The following is a 26,661-nucleotide window of genomic DNA, read 5'->3' as shown; positions in this document are numbered from 1 at the left end:
CAAACTTATGCAACCTGGTTAGTGACACTCTCCCCAAAATCCGCAATATGAATAAGTGTCAGCGCTGGCGTTTTTCCATATGAAGAAGAGATTTATTATGAGTGAAACTATACAAAGCAAACCACTTCCCTCCTTTATCGAGGAACGCCTAGATTTTTATATTCAAGATCTAATCGAACCGAATGAGAACAAAAAACACCTTGTTCTTGGTAAACGCCCACCGTGTAATGCCGTTGTCCTGCAAAGCAATGATTACCTTGCACTGTCTCATAATAAGGAGATTCAAAACGCGCATCGTGATGCGATTTCCCAGCACGATGACAACGTCGTGATGTCCGCGATTTTCTTACAAGACGATGAATCGAAACCTGTATTTGAAACGCAACTAGCCAGTTTCGTTGGTATGCCTAGTTGTCTACTTTCTCAATCTGGTTGGGCTGCGAATGTCGGTTTATTGCAGACTATTTGTGCACCGAACATACCTGTGTACATTGATTTCTTTGCACATATGTCTTTGTGGGAAGGCGCACGTATTGCCGGAGCACAAATTCATCCGTTCATGCATAACAACACCAGTCACCTAAGAAAACAGATTTCACGTCACGGTTCAGGGATCATTGTTGTGGATTCGGTTTACAGCACTATCGGGACCATCGCTCCTCTACGTGATATCTACGAAATAGCACAGGAGTTTGACTGCGGCCTGGTTGTAGATGAATCACACTCTTTAGGTACACACGGTCCACAAGGTGCGGGGATACTGCAGGGTCTTGGCTTAACTCATAAGGTAGATTTTATTACCGTTAGTCTTGCCAAGACATTTGCTTATCGTGCTGGCGCGATTTTAGGCCCAGAAAAACTGGCGAAGACGCTTCCATTTGTGGCGTACCCTGCAATATTTAGTTCTACCGTATTACCGCAAGAGATCATTCGGCTAGAGAAAACACTGGATGTCATAAGAAAATCAGATGATAAGCGAGATATTCTGTTTGAAAGAGCCAAGTCTTTAGCCGTTGGTTTAAAACGCATTGGATTTACTATTCGCAGTGAATCACAAATTATCGCATTAGAATGTGGTAACGAGAGAAACACTGAGCGAGTCCGCGACTTTCTCGAAGAGCGAAATGTTTACGGCGCAGTGTTTTGCCGCCCTGCAACTGGAAGGAACAAAAACATCATCCGTTTTTCAGTCAATGCAGACATGACAGCTGCTGAAGTTGATCATGTACTCACTGTCTGCCAACAAGCATTTGCACACCCTGACTTAGAGTTTGTGTAAGTTAGTGTGTAGATAAAACTAAAGAGCTCAACAGTTTTGCTGAGCTCTTTATTCGTGTTATTCGTTGTGAGCAACTCGCCTCAAGAAAACAAGTCGCGAATGATTAGATCCAGTTTGCGATTTTATCGAACAAACGATTTTTATCCGCCGGTTTTACGATGAAGTCAGACATACCCGAAGACCCAATTTTGTCCAACGTGACAGGTGAACTATCCCCTGTATGCGCAATAATAGGTACCGACGCATAGTTTTTATCCGAGCTTCGAATTCGCCTAGACGCTTCTACACCATCCATAATTGGCATTTCGATATCCATCAGAATGAGATCAACATCTTCTTGCTCTAGTGTATCCAGAGCCTGCTGCCCGTCTTCTTTCTGAATCACTTCAAAGCCTTGCTTTTCAAGTAACATTGCCGTGAATTTACGCAAAGATTCATTATCATCCACGACCATAATTGTGCGCTTATTTGAATTATCTAACGTCACCGAGGCCGTTGGTGTCGATACATAGCTTGAATCATATAAGAGACGCTCAATAGTTGGTTTAGTATTCAATAACCAGGCTTGCGTTTCGATCCAAATAGGTTCATATGCAGCCTTACGTGCTCTCTGAGTCGGATGATGCTCAAAAAGATAAACTATGCGTGCTTCAGTGAAAGACAAGAGAGATTCTAATCTATCCAATTGGTTTGCTCTTGGATCTAAGCTCTCAAGATCGATAAAAATCAGATCGAATTCGAACTCGTACTCTTTCTTTTTGAGTACTTGGTTGGCATCTAAAATCGTCGAGTCAAAGCCCATAAAACGGCTAATATCTGTTACTTTAGACACCAAGATATCTTGGCTAGTCACCGTTAGAATGGTTTTGAGTTTAGTCAGATCGTTTTTGATTTCAGTAACGGTATCAGATGTCGTTAGTGGGAAAGTTAACGTAAATTGAGACCACTCCCCTAACTGAGATTGACACTCAATGTTCCCCCCAAATGAACGCATGACTTTTTTACAAAACGGTAGACCCAAACCATAACTTCCTGATTTGCCAGTGGTGTAAAAGTCTTGAAAGATATTGCGTAGAACATCAGGAGCAATGCCAGCACCATTATCGGTTACAACAATTTGATTAAAGCGTTCTGAACTTATCATGGATACATGTATGTGAAAATCTTCAGATTTACGGTGATGGAAGGCATTCTTGAAGAGGTTATACATAACGTATTTAAGTAATGTATCACTACCTAGAAACTCAAACTCACTTCTCGCATCCAGCGATATGGCAAATCGATCAGTGGCACGTTTATAACTGAAGCTTTCAATTGCCCGTTCAACGACCGAGTGAACTGAATATTTTTTGAAGCTAGAACGAGAAACTCGATTTTCATCAATCGAAGTTAGCAATAAATCGATGGTTTCATTACCCGATTGGATAATGTTCATTGCATCCTGACTCACTTCACGTAATAAGGTGACATCCTCTACACTCATGACGTACTGCTCTTTTCCTGCCTCTTTCATGTTGGGCAAGATCGACTGGATAATATCTATTGAAGTGCAAAGCCCACTCAACGGGTTACGCATTTCATGTGCGATCCCTGCCCCGAATGATTTTGCCAGCGAGACTTTCGCTTCATGTTCAACTTGGTTACGAAAATAGAACAAATTACCGAAGACATAAATAAACAGAAAGATTGGCACATGAGTCCAATCCATGGTCAAGTCAAGATGGAACCCTTTTGCAACCCAAGCGAAGAATGTTGCTAAACCTATCCCAGCAAAGGTTTGAGCAAACATGACCCTAGTAACATGAACCAGTAAAATGTGTAAGAAAATTGCAGACATAAACGACATAACCCATACATTGGACCAGTCATTCATCAGTAACATATAAAAAAAGAAAAACGGTAAGCACAGCGTTATCGTCACTTGGTAGTAAATAGGAACATAATCTCTCCAAGTCGATGATAAGCGGTTTCTAAAAATGATGCCGAAAAACAATAACGAGCAAAACAATCTAAGAGGTAAATTTTCATAAGCCTGTGGAAAGGCAAACTCCCAGACAAAGTAGTACAGCGGAAAGCCAAGAAACCCCATCCAGCCAACGAGAGTTAGGTTTGGTTCTGCATATTGATAAACCTTACGTATCGAGTCCATATAATCTGTTTTGCTTACTCCGCCTGACGCACAATAGTGTGATTTTGATTCACTTTTATCGTTTTATTATTAACTAATTATATATTAATCATCATTTATAAGCAGCGCGAAATGACGTAAACAGCTCGCAATACTTATCTTTAGTTTCAATCTTTTAAGACAGCTACACTTGATTTACAACCAAATAAACAAAGTTGCATATAGTTTAGTGCAATTTTGCGATAATCGCTCTGTATCCAATTGGATGTTAATCTCATTTTGTGTAAGAAACTTAAGTCGCGCCTTTGGCACGACTTTCCAACGATTCAAAAACAGCACTCACCGCATATAGCGTGGTGAAGAACAATTGGCTTGGGGTGTGTTATGAATTCTGTCCAGATAAAAAATGTCATTTTTGATGTAGGTAATGTGTTGGTACGCTGGTCTCCAGTAGAAATCGTTCGCTTAACATTTGGTGGTTCCGTAGAATCAGAGAAAATGGCTCAGATGCTATTTTCATCACAAATCTGGAAAGATTTAAATAAAGGGACGATCTCCGAAAGGGAAGCAAAACAGCGTTATCAACGTGAACACCAAGTAACGACGGAAGAAATGGACCGCTTCTTTTATTATGTAAAACACACTCAAATATTACTTTACGGCAGTATAGAGCTGTTAAAACGAGTAAAAAGAGCCGGATATGGCGTATATGCGCTCACAGACAACATCAACGAAATTGTGGAACATCTTCGTACTACCTATGAGTTTTGGCCACTGTTTGATGGAGCAATCATCTCTTCCGAAGTTCAATTACTAAAACCACAAGCGGAGATCTACCAAACTCTACTTTCAAAGTATCAGCTTAACCCCGAAGAGACAGTATTTCTTGATGACATGCCTTACAATGTTGAAGGTGCCCAAGCAGTTGGCATGGCTGCTATTCAGTTTGAAAATGCTCAGCAATGTGAGCTCGAACTAAAAGCCATGGGGGTTAACTTCTAGAAAGCTTTCAATAAAACATAACGTTAGGGTGCATAAACAAAAAAGAGCAGTGTTGAGACTGCTCTTATCTAATGTTTTAGAACGCTAGGTTAGGAGTAAATCACGTTTTCCTCAATCCCACTAACTAATGACTGGGCGTTCTTCCAACGGAATACTTTTTCTAACACCTCTTTGCCATCAGGTGCGCGCCAAGTTCGCTCTTGATCCTCTTGACCACCAATGTGGCGATAGAATTCAATCGCAGAAATGTTTTGCGACACAACTTCTAAATAAAGACCTGTGTCTTTAAAGTACTGCTGTTGCCATTCTGCGACAGCAAGTAATAGCTGCTTACCAATACCACGACCACGGTAACTGTCATCAACATGCAATGCGTCAATAAAGGTTCCACGCTCGAAATCATGGTTGCCGAACACACAAACAAAGCCAAGTAGCAAACCTCCCTCCTCCGCCAAGACAATGTGCTGATTGAATGGTGGGTTGGTCAAACGGGTTTGCCAAATCAGTAGTTTGTCGTCAATCGCTTCTTTCTCAAGATAGTTATCACTAAGAATGCCACGGTAATGACGCTTCCAGCTATCCGCATGAAGATGCGCAATGCGCTCGTAGTCCTTATATTCCGCTAATCGTAAATCCATTACGTATTCCTATTTTCTTACATTTTTGCTTCTTTATAGAGTCTCGGTATATTCCACCTTTATAACACTTGTTTCTTGGCAGATTTTATACACCTTAAGCCAGAGCTCATTTTTTAATACTACTCATTATTCAATTAAAAGCAAAATATCCCATCAAGTTCCTTAATCTACACCCAAAGGAATAGTCACATTTGTCTAACTTTAATTTGACTTACATGTGTACGCTGATATTCTGGCGAACAGTTGTTAGCTCAAAGTTAGGGATACACCTGTGACTCAAAACAAACCACCTGTTATCTGGTTGAATACATTGATATTTTCTGCCAGTTTTGTTCTGACTTTTATTGTAATGCCTTGGTATGCATATCATTTTGGACTGGGTTGGGAACATCTAATTTGGGGAGTGATTGCATTTAGTTTTACTAACCTTTCTATTACAGCAGGCTATCATCGTCTCTGGAGCCACAAAACGTACGAAGCTCATCCTATTTTGCGCGCCATTTTTGCGATTGGAGGAGCATTTTCTTTGCAAAATAGTGCATTACATTGGTCTTCTGATCATCGTGTGCATCACAAACATGTCGACAATAACGATAAAGATCCGTACTCAGCCAAGCGGGGTTTTTGGTATTCTCACATTGGGTGGATGTTACGTGATTACAATAAATCAAAGGAAAACGAATATACAAACTGCCGTGACCTAAAGCGCGACAAAATCGTCATGTGGCAGCATAAGTATTATGTTCCACTTGCCCTACTGACTAATATTGGTTTCCCAGTCATGCTCGGACTGATCTACGGTGATATCTGGGGGATGTTATTGGTCGTTGGTGCGGCTCGACTCTTTATGAGTCACCATACGACTTTTTTCATTAACTCCCTCGCACATATTTGGGGTAAGCAAACTTTCACAGACAAAAACACTGCTCGCGATAATGGTGTACTCGCCTTTTTCACATTTGGAGAGGGTTACCATAATTTCCATCATATTTTCGAGAATGACTATCGCAATGGCGTGTATTGGTGGCATTACGACCCAACGAAGTGGTTGATAAAGTCATGTTCTTGGCTAGGACTCACATCTAAGTTGCGCACAACGCCTACATTTAGAATTGAAAAGGCCCGTGCGAGTCAACTTTTGAAGAAAGCAAGAGAAAAGCTAGAATCGAAACCGAACACGCAAACGATCCTCGATCAGCTACAGCACGAGTTTGATACTCTAGTTCATCACATGCAGGAATACTACGAGATGCGCAAAGAAGTACTCGGTGCCAAAACTGCCAGTGTGGTAAAGAAATACGAATGTTCTGTAACGAAAATGAAGTACCAGCAAATTAAAGCAGAGTTCGAACGGCAGCAACGTAGTTGGAACCTTATGGTTCGTCGATACGCATAGTTTATCCTCATTCTTACGATTACTTAGCTTCGCTTCGGCGAAGCTTTTTTGTTGTGAAGAGTGTTTTCCAATAATTGCTTACTGAGTAAAGTCTTTTTCCTATTGTGAATCAATTCACTCTTTATTCATTCACTTTCCTAGTCATATTTTCCTTCCTATAAATAGCTTCAAACCAGCACATAACACTTAGAAAACCAAATTCCAACAATACAATCTAACGAAATTATTTATTAAATTATTATTTGTCTCAGATCATGCAAGCCCCATATTTGTCTCGTGCCACAGCTAAGAATTCTGTAAATTCCTTGTCATAAACTGAAACAGTTTCTTTCTTTTTTACATAACATTCGGAGATCCCTATGTTAGAGCTCTTAATTGGCTTAGTGGTTACCATTGCGGTGGGTTACTTTATTGTCAAAGGCTATAAAGCTGCGGGCGTGTTACTGACAGCTGGTATTGCTTTACTTCTTATGACTGGCGTTTTGGGGCACGACGTGCTGCCGTCAAAAATCACCTCAACTGGTAACATGGTGACAGATGCGCTTGAATACGTGAAATACATGCTTCAATACCGCGGTGGCGGTCTTGGTATGCAAATCATGCTGCTTTGTGGTTTTGCGTCATACATGACTCATATCGGCGCGAACAACGTGGTAGTGAAACAGTTCTCTAAACCGCTTTCTGTCATCAAGTCTCCTTACGTCCTTTTGGTAGCGGCTTACATTGTGGCGTGTTTAATGTCTCTTGCGGTAAGTTCTGCAACAGGCCTTGGCGTACTATTAATGGCGACACTATTCCCTATGATGGTCGCGATGGGCATTTCTCGTCCAGCAGCCGTTGCAGTGTGTGCCTCTCCAGCGGCAATCATTCTTTCTCCTACTTCTGGTGATGTTGTTATCGCAGCAGAAAAGTCTGGTTTAGAGCTTGATGTGTTTGCGGTACAAACTGTGTTGCCTGTTTCTATTTGCGCAATCATCGTCATGGCAGCGGCAGCGTTCTTCTGGAACAAATACTTAGATAAGAAAGAAAATACACCAATGGAAAAAATTGATGTATCAGAGATCAAAGCTGACGCACCAGCGTTTTATGCAGCTCTTCCATTTCTACCTATCATCGGCGTTTTCCTATTCAACGGTCGTACCATTCCAGGACTTAGTCTAGACATCTACACTATTGTGGTTGGTTCGATTTTCCTTGGAGCTCTGATCCATTATGTTGTAAATAAGTTCGATGGTAAGAAATCACTAGAAGATTTAGATTCTTGCTACGCAGGCATGGCTGACGCGTTCAAAGGCGTTGTGATGCTTTTGGTTGCCGCTGGGGTTTTTGCACAAGGTCTGATGTCTATCGGTGCTATCGATAACCTACTTCATCTAGCAGATAATGCTGGTGCAGGCGGCGTTGCTTTAATGCTTATTCTAACTGCATTGACAGTTGCAGCAGCAATTGCAACGGGTTCGGGTAACGCGCCTTTCTATGCGTTCGTGGAGTTAGCACCATCTTTAGCTGCTAAAATGGGATTAAACCCTGCGTTCCTAATTATCCCGATGCTTCAAGCATCAAACCTAGGCCGTACTATCTCACCAGTATCTGGCGTAATCGTTGCGACATCAGGTATGGCAAACATCAGCCCGTTTGAGGTTGTAAAACGCACATCCGTTCCAGTTCTAGCAGGCCTTATCACGGTGATTATTGGTACTATTGTGCTTGTTCCAATGAGTGCCTAACGGTATTGCCACGATCAAACTAAAAGCAATATCCGAACAAAATTACGTTTAATTAAAAACGCCAGCAAATGTGCTGGCGTTTTTTTATTCTAATGTGATGATTTACGCTGACTTAAATCGGTCAGGAATCTTAGTGATGCTCTCTCTGTAGCTAAACCATAAGTAGGTAACGGCAAGCGAAAAGAATAAATATGAAAGTGCGAATACGATTGGAGACGTGATTAATTCCGCGGACATTCCCCACATCACACCGACTACGGTTATCGTCAACTTAGAAAGCATACCGCAAATGAGTAGGAATAAAGCAAGCTGTGGAAAGCGCGAGCTGCGAAATGCGAAGAAATAACAGCTACCTACAGCTAAAGAAGCAATAGATAAGCCCAACATAAATGAATGGATGTGGTCTGCTGATGCGATACCAGCGGATACCGAAGCCATGAGTAATAGGAACAGTTTCATAAGTCACCTCACAACAAATCTAAAAAGCATCCCTTCATAAATGAAAACTCATTTTTCACTATATTCTGCGCCTAAAATCAGCAATTACAAGTTACTTTTTTGCTCACTTAATGTACATAAAAGCTAATCAGCTTCAATTATTACAAAAGGTTAACAATTAAGAATTAAGAAACCCTTTGCATCTGATACTTACGACAGTCAGATGATAAGTTCGCCATTTTTGTTACAGATGGTTAACATGGAAACATTTAGAAATTTTTTATTTGAAATGTGAACTGTGCACTCAACAGCGTAAAACCTCTCTCTCTTGACTCATCATTCGTTATTAGTGAACAAAAAAATGTCACTTTTTTACAACGTTCTTACTACATACAAAACCATGAATTCACATCCACTTTTAATGTTGCAAATTATTTTATCAGTAACCGTAAAAAGAGATTCCAATCACATATTTATTGGTTATAATCCGCGCTCATTGCGTTAAACGTTGAAAAACGCAAACTAATTTTGAGAAAAAACATCTTTAAACCAACCTTCTTTGCGGCATTGCCAATAAGAGGAAAAACTGAGAATAAAAATGAGCAAGATTGATAAAGCTATGCGCATCCTGTTAGCAGGGTTCTGTATCAACCTTTGTCTTGGCATCCTGTATGCTTGGAGTGTATTCAACAAGGCACTGGTAACTGAATCAGGCTGGAGTGCTGCAGAAGCTTCTGCACCTTACGCAACTGCAACCATCACTTTCTCTATCTGTCTTCTTATTGCAGGTATTCTCCAAGACCGTATGGGCCCTCGAATGATCCTTATCCTAGGTACTGTTCTTACAGGTCTGGGCATGATCGCGTCTGGCTTTGTTGACACTCCACTCATGCTGAACATTACCTTCGGTGTGATCACAGGTGCAGGTATCGGTTTTGGTTACGCATGCCTATCACCTTCTGCGATGAAGTGGTTCCACGCTTCGAAGAAAGGTATGGTTAACGGCATTATTGCGGCAGGTTTTGGTCTAGCGGCTATTTACCTTGCGCCAGTAACTTCTGCGCTAATAGACAGCATGGGCATTCAAACTAGCTTTATGGTTCTTGGTGTTGGTATCCTAGCGATTGCGGTTCCTCTTGCAGCAACCATCAACAACCCACCAGCAGACTACACACCTGCGGAGCCTAAAGTAAAAGAAGGCCAAGCACCTAAAGCGGTGAAAAAGTCAGATGACTTAACTTGGAAAGCAATGTTGAAAACGCCACAGTTCTACTCTCTATGGATCATGTACGCGTTTGCAGCTTCTGTTGGTCTAATGATCATCGGTAACATCACGACAATCGCAAGCGTTCAAGCAAACTTGCCAAACGCGGTTTACCTAGCGTCTATTCTTGCTGTATTTAACTCTGGCGGTCGTGTTGCCGCGGGTATGCTTGCAGATAAAATCGGCGGTGTTCGTACGCTTCTACTCGCGTTCGTTCTACAAGGCGTAAACATGGTGCTGTTCGCGACGTTCGACTCTGAGTTTACACTGATCATCGGTACAGCAATCGCAGCGGTAGGTTACGGCACACTTCTAGCGGTATTCCCTACTCTAACGGCTGAGTTCTACGGTCTGAAAAACTACGGCACTAACTACGGCGTGCTTTACACAGCATGGGGTATCGGTGGTGCAATCGGCGCAGCGGTTGTTGGTTTCTCGATGACAAATGGCGACGGCTACACCTTGGCTTACACAATTTCTTCAGCAATGATGGCAGTATGTATCGTACTTGCGTTCATCACTAAGCCATTGTCTGAAGCGAAAGTAGCACAGCTAAAAAACGCATAATTGCGAATTGATTTGATAGCAAAAAGGCTTAACCTATGAGTTAAGCCTTTTTTGTTATCGGTCGTTTATGGAAAGCCCTATCGAACTTGCACCAGACTACTATCTAGAGAACTTCTTTAAGCTGACTCATCACGCAATAACTTGGTACAGCGATTTACTGACCAAGGAAGAACACGCATGGTTTTGCTCGTTTGATTCTTTGAGCAAACACGCCCAGTGCCTTTTAGTGCGTTTATACAGCCGAAAGGGGTGTTGGTTTCGAAGTGATAAGCTGAGTTATCCAGAAATACCTTCTATCAATGAAGCACTGGCAGAATTGAGTCAGCATCAGTTTGTAGCCCTTTCCCCACCCCTTTCTCATCAAGAGTTAGCGGCCAATTTACTGACCAAACCAGAAATCTCTGCGCTTTATCCCGAACTCCCGAAATCACTCAAGAAAGACGCCCTTGTCGAACGTTTGAGTAATGCGGAATTTGATCGTATAGAGAAGCTTGAGTTTACGATCGTCAAACTCAATTCAGCTCATATGATCGACGTGTTGCTCACTCTGTTTTTTGCCAACACCCATCAAGACTTAAGTCAGTTTGTGCTTGATGACTTAGGTTTGCATCAGTTCGAGCAATATCAATTGAGTAAAGTGCGCCGTTTCTTTGATTCACGTGAGCAAATAGACCGTTTAATTGAACTGAGCCAGTTGGCCAACCTGTACTGGCAATTTGACCGAAAAGACAAAGCCAATCTCGACTTATTAATTGAGGCAATGCCTCAGCCCGTTAAACACCGTTACGTAGATCGTAAACGCGAGCACATGTTGAATGACATAGCACGTGATTACGAACGGCTTAATGATCTAGAGACCGCCCTATCTCTATTTGGGCAAACTCAACTCACACCGAGCCGAGAACGACGCGCACGTATCTATGACAAATTAAACCATGATGATTTATTTGGTGACATTGTCACAGATATGCTTAACTCACCGATCGATGTGTCTGAGCTCGAAGTTGCACAAAAACTTGAGCAACGGTTAAAACGAAAACAAGGCGAGAAAGTACCAAGAATGACGAAGCCAACCTGTTCGGAATACCGCCTTGAACTGGATTTATCTCAACAGAGAGTCGAACTTGCCAGCAAAGCGTATTTTGAGTCTTTAGGCTGGACCGTATTCTACGCCGAAAATGCACTGCTTAATGCATTACTTGGTCTCACTTTTTGGGATGCGATTTTCGCTCCCATCGAAGGCGCATTCATCAATGCCTATCAACATCGTCCTCTGGATTTGTACCATTCTGATTTTGTTACCAAGCGCCAAGCTTTGATAGGTGCGGCATTTGACGAATTGGAAACGGGTAGCACTCATACGTTATTGACAAAGTACGATGAGAAGTTTGGTATCAGCAATCCATTTGTGCATTGGAGCTTAATAAGTAAAGAACTACTCGAAACAGCACTCGATACAATCCCAACTAACATGTTGATGGCGCTATTTAAAATACAATTGAGTGACCTAAAGCTTTACCGCAATGGGATGCCTGATCTGATTGCTTTTAAAGGAAACGAGTTCGAATGGATTGAAGTAAAAGGGCCGGGCGATAAACTCCAAGACAACCAATGGCGTTGGATTAAAGAGTTTACTCGCCTTAATGTCCCGTTTGCGGTGTGTTACGTCGCAGCAACTTAACTTACTCTATATAAAGAGCTTGGTGTTTGTTCACTCAAACCGCCCCTCGGTTATCGCACCTTGCTCTTTTTCTAAAATATTTTTGTTTCTTCACGATCACTTCACGCTTCATCACACACAATGCGCTTCTACTCATTAAGTTGATTTGAAGAGGCAAAATAAAATGAACAAAACCATTCTTGCGTTACTCGTTACCTGCTCAGTTTCGGTATCTGCGGCTCCTTATGTAGGTCTGGAATATGGACTAGGCACCACTGACCATGACTTGGAACCTCACTTTTCAGCTGAAAATGTAACACTTAACCCAGAACTTGAGGATGGTATTTTCTCAGGATTTATCGGTTACTCGTTTAATGACAATTGGGCAATTGAGCTAGGTTACAGCCAGTTTGACCTTGATGACGGCCGTTCTAAGGACCTTGGTATCAAGACAATTGATGGCAAAGATTACCATCATGAAATGGATTGGGATGCGTCAATCAAAGCCAAGCAAGTGTCGTTGGCTCCTGTGTTTAACTATGCATTAAATGATAAATGGACAACAAAATTCAAAGCGGGTCTAACGTACACGGAATACAACGCCAAGGTTTCTAAACATCAAGAATACGAACTTGTCACGAACGACGATGTGGAAATGACCAACACGCTTTTCCATAGCGCGGAGAAAAACAACGAGCTAGGCGCAATGTTCTCAGTGGGTGCGGAATACAGAATTTTCCCGCAGCTCACCATAGGTGTAAACGCAAAATATCAACTAGACCGATACGCGAACACTGCATCCTTTAACGTAGGCACAACTTATTACTTCTAATATAAGGAGATGATAATGAAAAGAGTATTGTTAACATCCATGCTTGCCCTACTTTCAAGCTCGGTTTTCGCCGCGTTTAATGGTCCAGAAGTCAGTGCAATCAATACGGTGAAAGAGGCGCGCAACGCAACCGACGACAGCGCTGTAGTGCTAACCGGGCATATTGTTCAATCATTTGGTAACGAGACTTACTTGTTCAAAGACAACACTGGTGAGATCGAAGTAGAGATCGACAACGAAGATTGGATGGGTCAAGAAGTGACACCAAAAGATACCGTAATGATTCGAGGAGAGGTTGACGCAGATTGGACAACTACGCAAATAGACGTTGAGACCATTCAAAAACGTTAAGAATTTGACTAATACCTCAACACAAACAACACAGCCACATTTTAGTGGCTGTGTTACGCAATAATCATGGAAAACGCTCGTTTAGCTAGTCAAGCAAGGGCAATCTTGCGGTACGACTAATCGTATACTCTTAGGCTGAACATCAAATCTAATGGTTCTCGAATGATAAGGTTCTCCATCTAAATTAAGAGGCAATGGATTCGGAAAATCTATCTCCAACCAGCTTGCTTTAGTGTACTTCACAAACTCTCCTTTCTCACTCGGGTTATTGATCTCGTCGATTACTTTAGGCAGCTCATGAGGTAAAAATGGGCGCACCAATGTTAGATCCATCATCCCATCATTAATCATCGCTTTTGGAGCTAACTCTTGCCCACCTCCAGCAAGGCGCCCATTACAAAACGCACCGAGCAACATTTCTCCCTGATACGCGCCACCTTCAATCGTTATTGTTCCGTCATATGGTTTAAAGCCAAGTGCTTTTACAACACCAGTTAGCGTGTAAGCTCCGCCGCCAAGAAAGTTTTTGAGTTCAACAGGCGTTTCTGCTGTAACTTCTGCGCCAAACCCTGCTGTTGCCACGTTAATAAAGCAGCGATCGTTCGCTTTGACGCAATCGACCAAAGCGGACTGCCCCTCAACAGCAAGAGATAAAGACGCCTTAATGGAATTAGGTACTTGAATAGCGGTAGCAAAGTCATTGGCAGTACCAAGGGGAATAATGGCTAACTCAGGGCGTTTTACTTCGTCAATTTGAATAATCGCAGAAGCCGCCTCATTGACAGTCCCATCGCCACCAGCGACAACAATACGTTCAATGCCTTCAGCAACCGCTTCTTTCACTAGCCGCGGCATGTCTTGAGATTCCCACGTCACACGCACCTGTACGTCGATGCCTTTTTCTCTCATTTTCATGATTGCATCTCTTAACTCTGGATTCCCAGCTTTTTTTCCGTTAAGGATGGCACGTATTGTCTTTTTCATTGCACTTCCTATTGGTTGATGACTTTTCCTGCTTGCTTAATCTGTGAACGCAACCATTGATGGGCGCTGTCGTTTGTGCGACTAGGATGCCAGATTGTGCAAAGCTCATACATTTGTTCATCAAATGGCATTGATAAAGATTTAACATGATAGGTGTTATTGAACAAGTTGATCATCGACTCTGGCATTAAACCAATGTATTCACTACCACAAATAATTGGGAGCATTTCTAGTACGCCTGAGGCTCGATACTTAATCTTTCTCTTATCCAAGTCGACAATGTCATCGGCGTTTAACAAGCTCTTACGACTCTGCCACTGCGAAACCACTACGTGTTCTTCTTCAAAAAATTGTTCAGCCGTAATCTCGTCATTCAGGCGTGGATGCGCTTCGCTACATACCACCACCAAACGCTCCGTAAGTACAGTTTCCAGTTTTAGCACCGTTCTTGCTCTTGGTGTGATATCAATGATCAAATCGTATCGTTGTAACCGCAGATCACTTTCAAAATCTTCCGTAAAAAGCGGATGCACTTCTAATGCAACATTTGGCGCCGACACACGGATTTGTTTCATGACTTGAGGTAGCAACTCAAAACTTGCAACGGACACACAGGCAATAGAAAACACTCTATTCGACACTTTAGGGTCAAACTCACTAGAGGCCGATAATGTCGAAGTGAAATTTTGTACTGAAGCAAGAAGAGCAGGATAAATATCCATCGCAAACGAGGTAGGCTCGACACCTTTAACGCAACGATGAAACAATGGATCATCGTAGATATCACGTAGCCTTGCTAGCGCTTTACTCACCGCAGGCTGGGTGATGTTTAAACGCGCCGCCGCCCGAGACAAGTTACGCTCTTCATAGATGGCAGTGAAAATGGGAATAAGATTAAGGTCGGTCGGTTTCATGCTATTAAATTTTTCAAAAGTCACTTTCTCTATTTTAATCTAACAGCATGATCCTTCACGTAGCCAAGTGCAATAAATGGGCGGTATCGCCTGTTTTAATGAGTTTTAACTCAATTTTGACGCACTTCATTCACCACATAAACTGGCACCGTAGTGCAACGTAAAGCTTGGATTAGGCTTTGCCTAAGTAAGGGGTAAGAAACTCGCTGACTTCCTCGCCGCACAAACCCGTTTCTACCTCTATACCTGCTTGTTTTAGAATCTCGATACCTCGACCACTGTTGCGCGGGTCGGGGTCCAATATGGCTACGACGACTTTGCTTATGCCGGATTTGACTAATGTCACCGCGCAAGCTGGCGTGCGACCAACAAACGAACACGGTTCCAGCGTAACGTATGCCGTCACCGATTCTAACGAGCCTTGATACGCATTCAGCGCTTCCACTTCCGCGTGATTGCCACCAATCGCTTGAGTATGACCTTCAGAAACGATTTGATTGTCTTTCACTAACACGCAGCCAACCGGCGGGTTGGGTTGACATTCAGGAAGCGCATTTTTGGACACTTCCAATGCGCGGCGCATAAACTCTTGGCTCATTTGAACTCTATTCTCTAATAAAAACGAGGCGCTATATTAGCGCCCCGTTTTATTCATTGCCATCTCTTCCAATGACTTTGTCCAGTTCTGGTAACGCTCGCGGAATACGGAATTTAAAGCGTTTTTGTTTGGTCTGGACTTTGCGCCACATCGACTTCAGTAAATGAGCGCTATTTTCACCATTTTGCATTCGCGACGCACTTTTTTGCCACGATTCACTCGTATCGGCTTTGTTCATTTCCAGCTCTGCCGTATTTAAACGCAATTGTTTGTACAATATGGTCCTTGCTTCAGACCAACGTTTAGCCTTTAACAAACGGTGGAACGTCAGCCATGCTGGTGTCGGTCTGTTGCGGTAGTAACGTTTAATGGCTACCAATGAAATAATCACAAAACCCAGCAACACAAGCGTGGAAACAATCCATGCAAAGTATGTTCTGATAAAGGACTTCAACGTGTGCTTCGCGGCAAAAGTTTTGCCCTCTAACATCACCGTTTCCACTTGCTGAGTCTTACTGTTCCACCAACGGAACTCATAATCCGGCAGGGTTAATTCACCACCTTGTTGAATCACGTACACGCTCTCTTCTGCGCGTGTTGACTGGTAATCACCACGTGTTTGCGTATCTGTCAAACGGTGGGGTTGAGGATACGCTTGATAACGGGTTGTTGATTCTCCTTTCAACAAGTCTGGTAGCAATACAGATAGTGAATCTTGAGCAGAAATGGTGATTTTACGCGTGATTGCATCCCCAACTTTGAGTGACTCAGTGGAGGTATCCCAATCTTGCTTTACCTCTACATCTGTTGCCGCAAACCAAGGTGTCTCACCACTCAGCAGGCCCGATGGCAATACGGTTTTGAACTTAATCGGCTGCGTGTAAAGTGTGCCTGACACCTTCTCGCCGTCCGGCGCAGACACCTGAACGCCCACTGCGACAGGTGGAATCACAAAATCACCAGAAGCTTGAGGATACAAAGTCACTTCCCATCGTTGACGCGACCAAGTTTGTCCCTCTTTTTGCTCAGTAAAGTTGGTTGCTAGTTGATTACGCTGTTTGGCGATAACATTGGGCATTTCAATATTGCCAATTCTCGTACCACCCGTAAACCAACGCGGCGTTGCCACTTCGATGGTTAAAATAACTTGCTCATTGACGCTAAAGCTTGGTGTTTTACGCTTCTCTCCAGCCGTTGGTTGTTGACCAACCCACGCTTGTAACTCTACACCATGCTCTCGTTGAACGTCACGAATATCTTGAGCTAACACACTACTGCTCAGGAGGAAACCGAAACAGATAACTACCCACAAGGGTAAAGCAAAGGGCGTAAAACGGTGGCTTTTCATCATTGCACCGCCTCCTCTGTATTTTCGCTCGCAGTAGAGGTTGATTCTCCGGTTTCTATTGAACGCAATTGAATCTGAAACTTCGCATTTAAGAAGTATTTAGGATCCGCTTCGACTCGCTTTAACCATTTGTCGGCTAATTCTTGGCTACCTATGATGTCGTCTGCATTTAACGTCTCTTTAATCATCAACTCCGCTGACGTTTTTTCATCCGCCCCTTCTGCGGTTTGAGGGTTATCGCCTAGCTCGGTTGATGCTTCTTGCTCTGTTCCTGCCTGACTCTCACTCATCCGGTTGATGTCCTCTACAATACCACCAATCACTTTCAAGTTATGCTCAACATCCGGTCTTAGCCTCTCGCTCAACGTTGGCTTGTTGGCTAGGGATTTTAACAAGTCACGTGCAGCCAAATATTCACGCTGACGCGCCAATGCACTCGCCGCATTATAAAGACCGTAATCTCGAACCTCTTCGGACGGGTCGTTTTGCATTTCCAAAAACGCACTGTGGGCGAGTTCAAACTCGCTAGCGTAGTAGTACGCCGTGCCTTTGCGTAATGGATTGACAAAGTGTTTCGCGGCTTCTAAATACGCTTGTTTGTTAAACAAACGCTGTCCTTGTTGGTCTGGCGTTAGCCACAAATCCCACCACCATTGCGCTACCTTGTCGAAAGCCGTCACTTTTTGCACAACTTGTGGCTGCTCGGCTTTAACAGAAATGTTCTCCGCCAACGCACTGGTTGGCATCAATAACGTGCCGCTCACCATTACAATCACGCACCACTGCACTAACCACCCTTTTCTAAACCACAGCATCATGATCAGCGCGATTGGGAACAGAAGCTGATATCCCATGTCTTTCCAAGGCATTGAAGATTCGCCATTAAGCTGCATATTGCGCTCAACGTATCGGTTCAGTTGCTCGATATCACTATTATCGACGGTCACTTCCACCAATCGACCGTTAGTCTGACTAGCCAGTTTTTGTAGAGAATCCAAATCCATTGGGTTGTTACTCACAATGTCAGCATTCCCTGCCGCAAGAATTAACAGTTGATAAGGTTTGCCCGAGAAATACGCTTGGTATTGCTCAATCGTGGCTGGATTAACGCCATCACTCACCAACAGAACAGTGGAGCCTGGTTGACCTTGCAATTGTTGGTCAATTAACGGCAATGCTTTTTCGGCAAGCTTACCTTGCACGGGCATAATTTCTGGCGTAATGGCCGCCAAAAACGGGTCAAATACTTTGCTGTCTTGAGTTATAGGCATCGCGACATGAGCACTGCCCGCGAACACGACTAAACCCGTTTTTCCGCCTTTTCGCGCGACTAGCAAATCGCGTATTTTCTGTTTGGAACGCTCAAGGCGGCTTGGTGGGAGATCTTTTTGCAGCATCGAGTCGCTGTTATCAAGCACCACAAGCATAGAGGCTTTATCTTCGCCAAAGGGAGAAGACTCTCGTTGCCACGTTGGGCCTGCACAAATCACAATGGCGATGAACACAATCAGCATCAAGAGCTTAAGCGGCAGTTGCTTACGCCAGCCTCGCTCACCTATCGTCAAAGCATTGCGTAAATGTTCGGGCAGAATATCCTTCCAGCTTGGCTTGCTTTCTTCTCGCCAGCGTAACCACACCAAGAAAAACATGGGGACCAAAGCCAGTAACCACAGTGGTCGAATAAAATGAAACTGCGTAAAGAATTGCGTCCAACTAAGAGAATCAAACATCGCTCTCTCCTAATGATGATCGTGTTGCAGCCCTTCTTTTGAGTGTTGCGACGCTGAACGCGAGCAAATGCATGATGACCACTAACGCCATCAAGTAATGGTGAAGGCTTTGTTTTGGGCGGTATGTGGTGCTTTCGTAAAGTTGAGGTTCCAGTTTGCCAATTTCGTCGTAGGCAGCCGATAGTTCATCACGGTTGAGTGCTTCAAACGCTTCACCGCCGGATTCTTTCGCAATGCGATGAATCGTGTCCATATCCAACGCGGTTTCACCTATCGTTTCCGGATCACCCATCGCAATCACGTGCACTCTCACGCCTTTGGCTTTCGCAACTTTCGCCGCATCAATCGGTTCAACAAAACTGCCCGTGTCGTTACCATCGGTTAATACAATCGCGACTTTTTCACGGTTTTGATCTTGTTCTAAAGCACCACGCGACTTATCGCTTTGCTCAAAAACTTTAATCGCTAAGCCAATCGCATCACCAAGATGGGTACTCTGCCCTGCCATTGCCACATCGGTTTGGTTAAGCAGTTCGAGCCACACTTTTTGGTCTGCGGTAAATGGCGTTTGTACGAAAGCAGCATCACCAAAAAGCACCAAGCCTAATCGGTCACCTTTACGAGACTGAACAAACTCCGACAGCACTTCTTTTGCCGCATCAAGACGAGAAATTTTTTCGCCTGTACGTGAGGTGAAATCTGGCTCGGCCATGGAACCCGAAAGATCCACCACCACCATCACATCGCGACCTAAACTCTCGCGAACTTGAGGCTCGCCTAACACGGTGGGTTTTGCCATCGCACACACCACCAAAAGCCATGAGAGAATTAACGTTGCTCGTTGCCACCAACTCGGGGTCAACTGGCTTGCACCTTCTGATGGCGTCTCGCCAATCGCTTCCACCAGCTGACTAAAAAACGGCACTTTGATCGCCATTTGCTTAGTGCGATATGCAGGCACCAAGTAGTACACCACCAACGGCAAGGGCAAAACCAGAAACCACATTGGGTGAGCAAATTCAAAACCAGACAAACCAGTTATCGATGCAAGAAGATCATTCATGTTGACCTCCCTGATGTGATTTGCGTTTCAATCGTGGTGATTTCTTTGCCGCGCTTTTTTGAGCATCACCACGGTGTTCACTCACCCAGTTTTTCGCACGAGCAATTAGCGTTACACGATCTTCGTTGGTTAGCATAACGCTTGGGTCGACAATACTTTGTAGCCAGCGCTTTGAAAGCTCATCGTTAAAGACCACAAGCGAGTTTGCTTGAGAATCTTCGGTTTGCGGATACAGCGCATCGAGCTTGCGCAGAAAGGCGGTATCAAACAATTTCGCGTTGCGGCTATCAATATGAATCAGCACTACTTTAAGCACAGAGAACAATACTTTTGGCATGTCTTTGTCGCTCGATTTGATTTGCGAAATCGCCAGTAGAGCTTCTTTTCGGTAACGATTATGCCACCATTGCCGAGCCAATCGATATACGACATACACCAATGCAATGAGCACAACCGCCGCTAAAATTTTCCAGCCAATAGTTTGCGGGTACCAACTCACGCTGGGTGGTACAGCCACATCATGCAGCTCTCTGAGTATGTAGGTACTCGGAGGCGTAGGAAGATCACTCATTTAACGCCCTCCTACCAGTTTTTGGAATTGTTTAATGTGCTCACCTGTCGTATCGAGTTCGATGTGCGGAAGGTGTTTCATCGCCATAAGTTGAGAGAGTGATTGACGCTGTAAGCTAGTTCGAGCCTCAAGCTTTGCGCTCGCAGCTTCTACCTTTGCTTTGCTGTCTAAATTGAGTTGATACTGCCCATCACCAACCACCCATTTCGATTTTGCCAAATCGTCTGGTAGCGCTTGTTCTAATGGGTCACTGACCATCACTGCAAGAACATCGTTGTGCTGTTGTAGCTGTTTAAGGTGATCAAGATGGTGCTCCTCGCAGTCGCTCCAGTCGCTGATAAAAATCAAAGTGGATTGCTTGAGCTTCATGCGTTTAATGAGCTCAATCCATTGACTGAACGTTACTTTTTCGGAGTTGCGGGAGTCCACATTAAGCGATTGATTGGCTTTAGCGAGACGTTTAAGTTGCGCCAGAAGATCGTTTTGCGAACGCTGTGCCTTGCTGTGAAACAACGCCTGCGGGGATGCGATGACAAAACCGACTCGGTCGCCATCTTTTAATACTCGCCACCCACACATCGCTGCGATCTCTGCCGCGACAACCGATTTCATTACTTGCGTCGAAGCAAAAAACATTGTGCTTCTCTGGTCGACACACACGATTACGTTGCGATCTTTTTCTTCTGTATAGCTGCGCACGTGCGGCTTACCTGTACGCATCGTAACTTTCCAATCAAGGTTACGAATATCGTCACCCAATTGGTAATGGCGCAGCTCTTCGAAGTTCAATCCACGACCGCGAAACAACGAATTGTGTCGGCCAGAGAGTACGCTACCCGCTTTTAGATGAGGAAGTAAACTGAACGATTCTGCTTGTGCTTGCAGACATACTAAACGAGCATAATCGCAGTACAAACGGGGATCCATCCCCTGTGATGTTGGCGCAAGAGTTGGCTTAGCCATAATGCCTCCCACTTACCCAATTTCTACACAATCTAGCAGCTCTTGTACGACTCGTTGATGATCGACCCCATCTGCCAGTGCATCGTAGGTCAAAGAAAAACGGTGGCCCAATACAGACGGAACCATGGCACGCACATCGTCAGGAGTAACGTGGTCACGTCCTTGCATCCACGCATACGCACGAGCGCATTTGTCGAGTGCGATGGAAGCACGAGGACTAGAGCCAATCTCAATCCATTTTGCTAAGTTTGAATCGGCATAACGCTCTGGCTTACGAGTCGCCATCACTAACGCAACGATGTAGTTTTCCACTAGGTCTGATACCACGATGTTTGGTAACTGACGACGCGCTTCTAGCACCACGTCTGGCTCGATGTGTTTTGGCGTAATAATTTCGCTGCTGGTTTCCGCCCCCAATTCTTCACTGCGCACCAAACGAATGATGTCACGTTCGGCGTCATCTTCTGGATAATCGACGGTAACCTTCATGATAAAGCGGTCCATTTGCGCTTCTGGCAGCGGGTACGTGCCCTCTTGCTCTACAGGGTTTTGCGTTGCAAGCACCATAAATAAGTCTGGCAATACGTGAGTTTTATCGCCTACCGTGATTGTGCCTTCGGCCATGGCTTCAAGCAGTGCCGCTTGTACTTTGGCTGGTGCACGGTTGACCTCATCAGCAAGTACAATGCTGTTAAAAATTGGCCCTGGCTGAAAGTGTAGTTGCGGCTTGCCATCCAGCTCTTGATAAACCTCAGTGCCCGTCACATCAGATGGTAAAAGATCCGGCGTAAACTGGATTCGACCAAAACTGGTGTTTAACAAGTTCGCCAACGATTTTACGGAACGTGTTTTTGCCGTTCCCGGTAAACCTTCTAGCAGAATATGCCCATTTGTTAATAACCCGATGACTAAAGCTCGAACCACGTGGCTTTGTCCAATGACGCTTTTTTCTGTTTGTTCGATGAGTTCTTTTATCGCTTGTTGTGCGTGGTTCATAGGATACCTTTTCAATGGTTTAAGCCGTCTTTTCGATAGTTAAGTATAAGAACAAATGAAATAACTTAAGGTTATATTCACTATGTTATCTTTGCGGTTCTTGAGATTGGAGAAGTTGTGCAAGACCAACCAACATCGGTAACGCATAATCAAAGAACATTTTGACTCCCGAACACAAATAGTTTAGACCACTCTCACCATTCGGCGTTTTGATCAAACGGTTTTTTGGGCACTCACCCCAACAATAAGGCAAGTAAGGGCATTGCTTACAATACGTCGGCAATGAATCGCGTTTTGCCATGCCAAAAGTATATTGTCTTGTAGAGAAGGCCATTTCATTCAGTGAGTGTTCATGAATGTTGGCGAGTTTGTATTCTGGATACACATAGTGGTCGCAACTGAACACGTCGCCATTGTGCTCAATCGCCAACCCTTTGCCACAAAACTCCGCCGTCACGCAAAGCTGAGACGGTTTCCCCATTACTTGCGCCACCGCGGTTTCAAACAGATTAACCAGCACACGGCCAAGATCGTTATTCACCCACTCTTCAAAGGTCGCCATTAAAAAGCGTCCCCAGTCTTCAGGATCGACTGACCAATCCGTTACAATCGACATTGGATGCCCCGGTTTAGCCAGATCACTGCCTTTGGTTGGGATCATCTGTTCGTTCCAAAACTGCGGCGCGGTTGTTTGGAAGTTGTTGGCTTCTACCACCGGCGCAAACTGAATATAAGTCACACCCAATTCTTGGGTTAAAAATCGATATACTTCGAGCGGGTATTTCGCATTGTGACGATTCACCGTGACCAACGCGTTGAATTTCACGCCATGCGCTTTGAGCTTATCTACCGCTTTCATCACGAGATCAAACGTTGGCTTACCGCTGCGGGTTTTGCGATATTTGTCGTGCAGCTCTCGTGGTCCATCAATCGACAAGCCAACTAGGAAGTTGTGCTCTTTTAAAAACGCACACCACTCATCGTTTAGCAAAATGCCGTTGGTCTGAAGGTCGTTTTCAATGCGAACGCCTTTCGGCTGATATTTCTTTTGCAAAGCTACGACATTGCGGAAATAGTCCAACCCAAGCAGCGTCGGCTCCCCGCCCTGCCATGAGAATACAATTTCTTCGCCATCCTGACTTTCGATATAGCTTTTCACGAACGCTTCCAGTGTTGCGTCGTCCATTTTTGGCTGCTTTTCTTGGTGCAGTAGATTTTCTTTATGCAGATAAAAGCAGTACTGACAATCGATGTTGCACTTTGCTCCACCTGGCTTTGCCATCACATGGAATCGACGGTCATACGCGCCCAGAACAGGCGCTTTAGACGCCGTTTTAAGAGGAACAATAGGCATAGTAGTAGAATGGCGAGGGGAAATCTTACTCATACGTTTCTCACTATTACATATACCCAAATAACCTCGTGAGCGCTGTACAGCAAAAGTGAAGCTATTTGGGTATATAGCGCTCCAAAAAGCGCTATATAATCTTAATTTACTTAGAAGACTTAGGTACGAACGAACCTGCTTCCATACGAGGCGGGAATTCTTTGAATGTACCCATCACCTCTTTCACTGTATCCATTGCTGGCATCATTAAGAATGAACGCTCGTACATCCAACGAGAATAACCCATGCCTTGATCGCCTCGTTCAAATGGATCAATGCTCAAGTCAAAGATCAGTGGCACACGAAGTTTAGTGAACGGCTTACGCCATACATCCATACCCGTTTCATTCTCTTGAATCATAAAGTGGAACTTGTACTTTCCTTGGCGCAATGCCACAAGATCGCCGTCGTCGCTCCAGTAAACGAACTCATTTCGTGCGGATTTGTCTGACTTACCCGTTAAATATGGCAGTTGGTTGTAACCGTCTAGGTGAACTTTGTAGTCCATATCGCCAACTTTTTTGCCTTTTAGCAGTTCGTCTTTAACTTTGGTATCACCTGCCGCAGCAACTAGTGTCGGGAAAAAGTCCTCTAATGACATCATGCCGTTGAATGTTTTACCTGCCTCAATTTTTCCAGGCCATTTAATCAACATTGGCACACGGAAACTCCCTTCCCAGCCAGTGTTTTTCTCTGAGCGGAACGGTGTCATCCCTGCATCCGGCCACAAATCAACCATAGGGCCGTTGTCAGTGGTGTAAACAATGATTGTATTGTCATCCACACCTAACTCTTTGATCTTGTTAAGTAGCTGACCGATTTGGTCATCGTGCTGCTTAACACCATCCGCGTAGAAACCGGCACCTGTTTTACCTTGGTATTCTTCAGGAACATGTGTGAAGTTGTGCATGCGAGTGGTGTTAAACCAAGTAAAGAACGGCTTGTCCGCTTTTACTTGCTTTTCTATGAAGCTCTCTGCGGCATCAAGAAACTCACCATCAACATTTTCCATACGCTTACGCGTTAGTGGACCGGTATCTTCGATTTTGCCGTCAGCGTAAGAATGGATAACGCCACGAGGGCCAAATTTCTTCTTGAACTCCGGATCTTTAGGGTAATCCACGTTCTCTGGCTCTTCTTCTGCGTTCAAGTGGTATAGGTTGCCGAAGAATTCATCAAAACCGTGGTTGGTAGGAAGATGCTCGTCTCGGTCACCTAAATGGTTCTTACCAAATTGTCCGGTTGCGTAACCCATTTGTTTAAGCACGGTTGCAATCGTCGGATCTTTTTCCGAGATACCTTCCGGAGCGCCTGGTAAGCCCACTTTTGATAGACCTGTACGTTTTGGCATTTGACCAGTGATGAATGCAGAACGGCCTGCTGTCGAGCTTTGCTGTGCGTAGAAGTTAGTGAACTTCGCACCTTCTTTAGCAATGCTATCGATGTTTGGCGTGTTGTACGCCATCATGCCTTGGTTATAGGTACTAAGGTTCCAGTAACCAACATCATCACCAAAGATGACAAGAATGTTGGGTTTGTCCGCTGCATGTGCAACTGCAGATGCAGCGCCCAAAGCTAACGTACATGCGTTAAGTACGAGTTTTTTACTGCTCGTTTTGGTCGCATTTTTCATATTATCTCCAAGAGTTCGCTAGTGCGTAAAAAACGGTATTCGCTTTTCAATACCATTGTTGATATAAGATAAAGCACTAATTTCAGGCGATAAATGCAGTCAAAATTAGTTAACCTATAAATTAAATTTATGAGTGACGTTATGGACTTGAATTTGATCCAAACTTTTCTTGTTGTTGCGGAGTTTCAATCTTATACAAAAGCCGCGGAACAATTAGGGCTTACACAACCTGCTGTGAGCGCTGCAATAAAGCGTTTAGAGCAAGTCGTAGATAAGCAATTATTCGTTAAAAAAGGACGAGGTATCGCACTAACCTCCACCGCTTATCAATTACTGCCGCAATTCCAGCAAGCGGTTAGTATTATTGACAATGCGATATCTGATAGAAATCATTTTGAAGTGTGTTGTTCGGAAATTTTGTTGCACATTATGGACCCGATAAAGAACACTATTTTTTATGAATCACCACCCGAAAAATTCCTATTATTTGAGCTGTTAAGACAACAAAAAGTCGATCTAGTAATCGATACGGTGATCACGAAAGATGCAGCGTTTATTATTGAAGATGCCTATGAGGAAGAAGCCGTGGTTATCTGTCGTGAGAACCATCCCCGTGTACACGGCACGCTCACAAAAGAGCAATTTTATGAGGAAACTCACTGTTTATTTTCAGGAAAATGGAACAACATGTCGGGGTTCGAGCAACTAGCAAAGGAAACAATTCAAGAAAGAAAAGTCGACTTGATCACATCTTCGCTAGCGGGCATGGCGCTGTATGTCGCCCAAAGAGACAGTTTAGGGATCGTGTCTCAATCTTTTGCAAACAAGTGGAGCAAAGCGCTCAAACTTCAAATTTTGCCCTGCCCCATTTCGATACGCTCTATCCCTTACAAGTTCGTTTACCATAAGCGAGAGGTAAACAACCCAGCCCACATCGCTCTACGTGAAAAAATCAAAGCCAACTTAACGGCAGCCCACTACGAACCAATTTGTTTATAAATCTTGTCAATTGAAGCGTTAGGCGTTTTCGTCATCAAGCTTTCTACAAACCTTAATAGATAGAATTTTACAGATAAAAAAAGAGGCTCACGTTAATGAGCCTCTTTCTAGATGTGTGTGCCGTCCTAAATAAGGTTGACACTTTCCACCCCCAAAATTGGAGAGTGTTATGAAATCAACAACTAAAAGAACT

Annotated in this window: 23 protein-coding genes; 9 read left to right on the top strand and 14 right to left on the bottom strand. The window is 43.9% G+C overall.

The genetic code is table 11. From position 1 onward, the window contains the following. The first annotated feature begins 97 nt into the window (after positions 1 to 97). Complete coding sequence (cqsA, locus tag R7Q39_RS04540) at positions 98 to 1,279, top strand: alpha-hydroxyketone-type quorum-sensing autoinducer synthase (protein ID WP_017635350.1); 1,182 nt, start codon at positions 98 to 100, stop codon at positions 1,277 to 1,279. A gap of 103 nt (positions 1,280 to 1,382) precedes the next feature. Here cqsA and R7Q39_RS04535 read toward each other — a convergent pair whose 3' ends face one another. Then, positions 1,383 to 3,428 carry a response regulator gene (locus tag R7Q39_RS04535; RefSeq protein ID WP_258664873.1) on the bottom strand — a complete coding sequence of 682 codons (2,046 nt, stop codon included), beginning with the start codon at positions 3,426 to 3,428 and terminating at the stop codon, positions 1,383 to 1,385. 363 nt (positions 3,429 to 3,791) lie between these two features. Between R7Q39_RS04535 and R7Q39_RS04530 the strand changes: the two genes are divergently transcribed. Next, on the top strand, positions 3,792 to 4,409 hold the full coding sequence (locus R7Q39_RS04530) for an HAD family hydrolase (RefSeq protein ID WP_215810359.1): 618 nt from the start codon (positions 3,792 to 3,794) through the stop codon (positions 4,407 to 4,409). An 89-nt stretch (positions 4,410 to 4,498) separates the two neighbouring features. Here R7Q39_RS04530 and R7Q39_RS04525 read toward each other — a convergent pair whose 3' ends face one another. Then, on the bottom strand, positions 4,499 to 5,047 hold the full coding sequence (locus R7Q39_RS04525; RefSeq protein ID WP_005376525.1) for a GNAT family N-acetyltransferase: 549 nt from the start codon (positions 5,045 to 5,047) through the stop codon (positions 4,499 to 4,501). Between the two features lie 271 nt (positions 5,048 to 5,318). Between R7Q39_RS04525 and R7Q39_RS04520 the strand changes: the two genes are divergently transcribed. Then, positions 5,319 to 6,443, top strand: a complete 1,125-nt coding sequence (locus tag R7Q39_RS04520) for an acyl-CoA desaturase (protein WP_017821552.1) — start codon at positions 5,319 to 5,321, stop codon at positions 6,441 to 6,443. A 359-nt stretch (positions 6,444 to 6,802) separates the two neighbouring features. Continuing rightward, positions 6,803 to 8,170 carry an anaerobic C4-dicarboxylate transporter DcuC gene (dcuC, locus tag R7Q39_RS04515; protein WP_053349164.1) on the top strand — a complete coding sequence of 456 codons (1,368 nt, stop codon included), beginning with the start codon at positions 6,803 to 6,805 and terminating at the stop codon, positions 8,168 to 8,170. Positions 8,171 to 8,272: 102 nt separating this feature from the next. Here dcuC and R7Q39_RS04510 read toward each other — a convergent pair whose 3' ends face one another. Continuing rightward, a complete protein-coding gene (locus R7Q39_RS04510; protein ID WP_005376535.1) occupies positions 8,273 to 8,629 on the bottom strand; it encodes a hypothetical protein in 357 nt (118 codons plus the stop codon). 577 nt (positions 8,630 to 9,206) lie between these two features. Between R7Q39_RS04510 and R7Q39_RS04505 the strand changes: the two genes are divergently transcribed. From R7Q39_RS04505 to R7Q39_RS04490, 4 genes are all read left to right on the top strand, one after another. Continuing rightward, positions 9,207 to 10,439 (top strand): OFA family MFS transporter, encoded by a 1,233-nt coding sequence (locus R7Q39_RS04505; protein ID WP_017635352.1) that lies wholly within the window; start codon positions 9,207 to 9,209, stop codon positions 10,437 to 10,439. Positions 10,440 to 10,506: 67 nt separating this feature from the next. Next, complete coding sequence (locus R7Q39_RS04500) at positions 10,507 to 12,120, top strand: VRR-NUC domain-containing protein (RefSeq protein ID WP_318075810.1); 1,614 nt, start codon at positions 10,507 to 10,509, stop codon at positions 12,118 to 12,120. A 163-nt stretch (positions 12,121 to 12,283) separates the two neighbouring features. Then, positions 12,284 to 12,931 (top strand): AcfA family outer membrane beta-barrel protein, encoded by a 648-nt coding sequence (locus R7Q39_RS04495; protein WP_318075809.1) that lies wholly within the window; start codon positions 12,284 to 12,286, stop codon positions 12,929 to 12,931. Positions 12,932 to 12,946: 15 nt separating this feature from the next. Continuing rightward, positions 12,947 to 13,282 (top strand): YgiW/YdeI family stress tolerance OB fold protein, encoded by a 336-nt coding sequence (locus tag R7Q39_RS04490; protein ID WP_042520734.1) that lies wholly within the window; start codon positions 12,947 to 12,949, stop codon positions 13,280 to 13,282. Between the two features lie 81 nt (positions 13,283 to 13,363). On the opposite strand, the gene yegS is transcribed toward R7Q39_RS04490, so the two are convergent. The 11 genes from yegS to R7Q39_RS04435 all read right to left on the bottom strand — a co-directional run bounded on the left by yegS (position 13,364) and on the right by R7Q39_RS04435 (position 25,469). Further along, positions 13,364 to 14,266, bottom strand: a complete 903-nt coding sequence (yegS, locus tag R7Q39_RS04485; protein ID WP_151515638.1) for a lipid kinase YegS — start codon at positions 14,264 to 14,266, stop codon at positions 13,364 to 13,366. 8 nt (positions 14,267 to 14,274) lie between these two features. Continuing rightward, a complete protein-coding gene (locus R7Q39_RS04480; protein WP_005376541.1) occupies positions 14,275 to 15,180 on the bottom strand; it encodes a LysR family transcriptional regulator in 906 nt (301 codons plus the stop codon). A gap of 172 nt (positions 15,181 to 15,352) precedes the next feature. Then, positions 15,353 to 15,778, bottom strand: a complete 426-nt coding sequence (locus R7Q39_RS04475; RefSeq protein ID WP_005376542.1) for a bifunctional diaminohydroxyphosphoribosylaminopyrimidine deaminase/5-amino-6-(5-phosphoribosylamino)uracil reductase RibD — start codon at positions 15,776 to 15,778, stop codon at positions 15,353 to 15,355. 49 nt (positions 15,779 to 15,827) lie between these two features. Further along, on the bottom strand, positions 15,828 to 17,129 hold the full coding sequence (locus tag R7Q39_RS04470; RefSeq protein ID WP_104980603.1) for a BatD family protein: 1,302 nt from the start codon (positions 17,127 to 17,129) through the stop codon (positions 15,828 to 15,830). Continuing rightward, on the bottom strand, positions 17,126 to 18,856 hold the full coding sequence (locus R7Q39_RS04465; protein ID WP_171342902.1) for a VWA domain-containing protein: 1,731 nt from the start codon (positions 18,854 to 18,856) through the stop codon (positions 17,126 to 17,128). Before R7Q39_RS04465 ends, R7Q39_RS04470 begins: the two co-directional genes overlap by 4 nt. Continuing rightward, positions 18,849 to 19,919, bottom strand: coding sequence for a vWA domain-containing protein (locus R7Q39_RS04460; RefSeq protein ID WP_115386603.1), 1,071 nt, complete (start codon positions 19,917 to 19,919; stop codon positions 18,849 to 18,851). The genes R7Q39_RS04465 and R7Q39_RS04460 overlap by 8 nt, the downstream gene beginning before the upstream one ends. After that, the gene (locus tag R7Q39_RS04455; RefSeq protein WP_025767856.1) at positions 19,912 to 20,490 is read right to left on the bottom strand and encodes a DUF4381 domain-containing protein; all 579 of its coding nucleotides are present in this window, start codon (positions 20,488 to 20,490) and stop codon (positions 19,912 to 19,914) included. The genes R7Q39_RS04460 and R7Q39_RS04455 overlap by 8 nt, the downstream gene beginning before the upstream one ends. Next, a complete protein-coding gene (locus tag R7Q39_RS04450; protein WP_064354725.1) occupies positions 20,491 to 21,453 on the bottom strand; it encodes a DUF58 domain-containing protein in 963 nt (320 codons plus the stop codon). Positions 21,454 to 21,465: 12 nt separating this feature from the next. Next, positions 21,466 to 22,449 carry an AAA family ATPase gene (locus tag R7Q39_RS04445; protein ID WP_005376549.1) on the bottom strand — a complete coding sequence of 328 codons (984 nt, stop codon included), beginning with the start codon at positions 22,447 to 22,449 and terminating at the stop codon, positions 21,466 to 21,468. Between the two features lie 85 nt (positions 22,450 to 22,534). Beyond that, entirely contained in the window at positions 22,535 to 23,836 is a 1,302-nt protein-coding gene (locus R7Q39_RS04440; protein WP_025767858.1) for an anaerobic sulfatase maturase, read from the bottom strand. A gap of 106 nt (positions 23,837 to 23,942) precedes the next feature. Next, positions 23,943 to 25,469, bottom strand: coding sequence for an arylsulfatase (locus R7Q39_RS04435; protein ID WP_017635363.1), 1,527 nt, complete (start codon positions 25,467 to 25,469; stop codon positions 23,943 to 23,945). Between the two features lie 129 nt (positions 25,470 to 25,598). On the opposite strand from R7Q39_RS04435, the gene R7Q39_RS04430 reads away from it, so the two are divergent. After that, on the top strand, positions 25,599 to 26,468 hold the full coding sequence (locus R7Q39_RS04430) for a LysR family transcriptional regulator (protein ID WP_031777146.1): 870 nt from the start codon (positions 25,599 to 25,601) through the stop codon (positions 26,466 to 26,468). Positions 26,469 to 26,661: the final 193 nt, after the last annotated feature.

It is taken from the genome of Vibrio sp. 947 (assembly GCF_033339115.1).
In the GTDB taxonomy this organism is placed as follows: Bacteria; Pseudomonadota; Gammaproteobacteria; order Enterobacterales; family Vibrionaceae; genus Vibrio; species Vibrio alginolyticus.
Note: the sequence above shows the minus strand (reverse complement) of the source record. Positions and strands in the feature narration are given on the sequence as shown.

Coding starts and splice junctions, on each gene's coding strand:
- R7Q39_RS04430 (WP_031777146.1), top strand. CDS start 25,599: ATGAGTGACGTTATGGACTTGAATTTGATCCAAACTTTTCTTGTTGTT.
- R7Q39_RS04495 (WP_318075809.1), top strand. CDS start 12,284: ATGAACAAAACCATTCTTGCGTTACTCGTTACCTGCTCAGTTTCGGTA.
- dcuC (WP_053349164.1), top strand. CDS start 6,803: ATGTTAGAGCTCTTAATTGGCTTAGTGGTTACCATTGCGGTGGGTTAC.
- R7Q39_RS04510 (WP_005376535.1), bottom strand. CDS start 8,629: ATGAAACTGTTCCTATTACTCATGGCTTCGGTATCCGCTGGTATCGCA.
- R7Q39_RS04440 (WP_025767858.1), bottom strand. CDS start 23,836: ATGAGTAAGATTTCCCCTCGCCATTCTACTACTATGCCTATTGTTCCT.
- R7Q39_RS04480 (WP_005376541.1), bottom strand. CDS start 15,180: ATGAAACCGACCGACCTTAATCTTATTCCCATTTTCACTGCCATCTAT.
- R7Q39_RS04465 (WP_171342902.1), bottom strand. CDS start 18,856: ATGTTTGATTCTCTTAGTTGGACGCAATTCTTTACGCAGTTTCATTTT.
- R7Q39_RS04530 (WP_215810359.1), top strand. CDS start 3,792: ATGAATTCTGTCCAGATAAAAAATGTCATTTTTGATGTAGGTAATGTG.
- R7Q39_RS04505 (WP_017635352.1), top strand. CDS start 9,207: ATGAGCAAGATTGATAAAGCTATGCGCATCCTGTTAGCAGGGTTCTGT.
- R7Q39_RS04500 (WP_318075810.1), top strand. CDS start 10,507: ATGGAAAGCCCTATCGAACTTGCACCAGACTACTATCTAGAGAACTTC.
- yegS (WP_151515638.1), bottom strand. CDS start 14,266: ATGAAAAAGACAATACGTGCCATCCTTAACGGAAAAAAAGCTGGGAAT.
- R7Q39_RS04435 (WP_017635363.1), bottom strand. CDS start 25,469: ATGAAAAATGCGACCAAAACGAGCAGTAAAAAACTCGTACTTAACGCA.
- R7Q39_RS04475 (WP_005376542.1), bottom strand. CDS start 15,778: ATGAGCCAAGAGTTTATGCGCCGCGCATTGGAAGTGTCCAAAAATGCG.
- cqsA (WP_017635350.1), top strand. CDS start 98: ATGAGTGAAACTATACAAAGCAAACCACTTCCCTCCTTTATCGAGGAA.
- R7Q39_RS04455 (WP_025767856.1), bottom strand. CDS start 20,490: ATGAGTGATCTTCCTACGCCTCCGAGTACCTACATACTCAGAGAGCTG.
- R7Q39_RS04460 (WP_115386603.1), bottom strand. CDS start 19,919: ATGAATGATCTTCTTGCATCGATAACTGGTTTGTCTGGTTTTGAATTT.
- R7Q39_RS04450 (WP_064354725.1), bottom strand. CDS start 21,453: ATGGCTAAGCCAACTCTTGCGCCAACATCACAGGGGATGGATCCCCGT.
- R7Q39_RS04470 (WP_104980603.1), bottom strand. CDS start 17,129: ATGATGAAAAGCCACCGTTTTACGCCCTTTGCTTTACCCTTGTGGGTA.
- R7Q39_RS04535 (WP_258664873.1), bottom strand. CDS start 3,428: ATGGACTCGATACGTAAGGTTTATCAATATGCAGAACCAAACCTAACT.
- R7Q39_RS04445 (WP_005376549.1), bottom strand. CDS start 22,449: ATGAACCACGCACAACAAGCGATAAAAGAACTCATCGAACAAACAGAA.
- R7Q39_RS04490 (WP_042520734.1), top strand. CDS start 12,947: ATGAAAAGAGTATTGTTAACATCCATGCTTGCCCTACTTTCAAGCTCG.
- R7Q39_RS04525 (WP_005376525.1), bottom strand. CDS start 5,047: ATGGATTTACGATTAGCGGAATATAAGGACTACGAGCGCATTGCGCAT.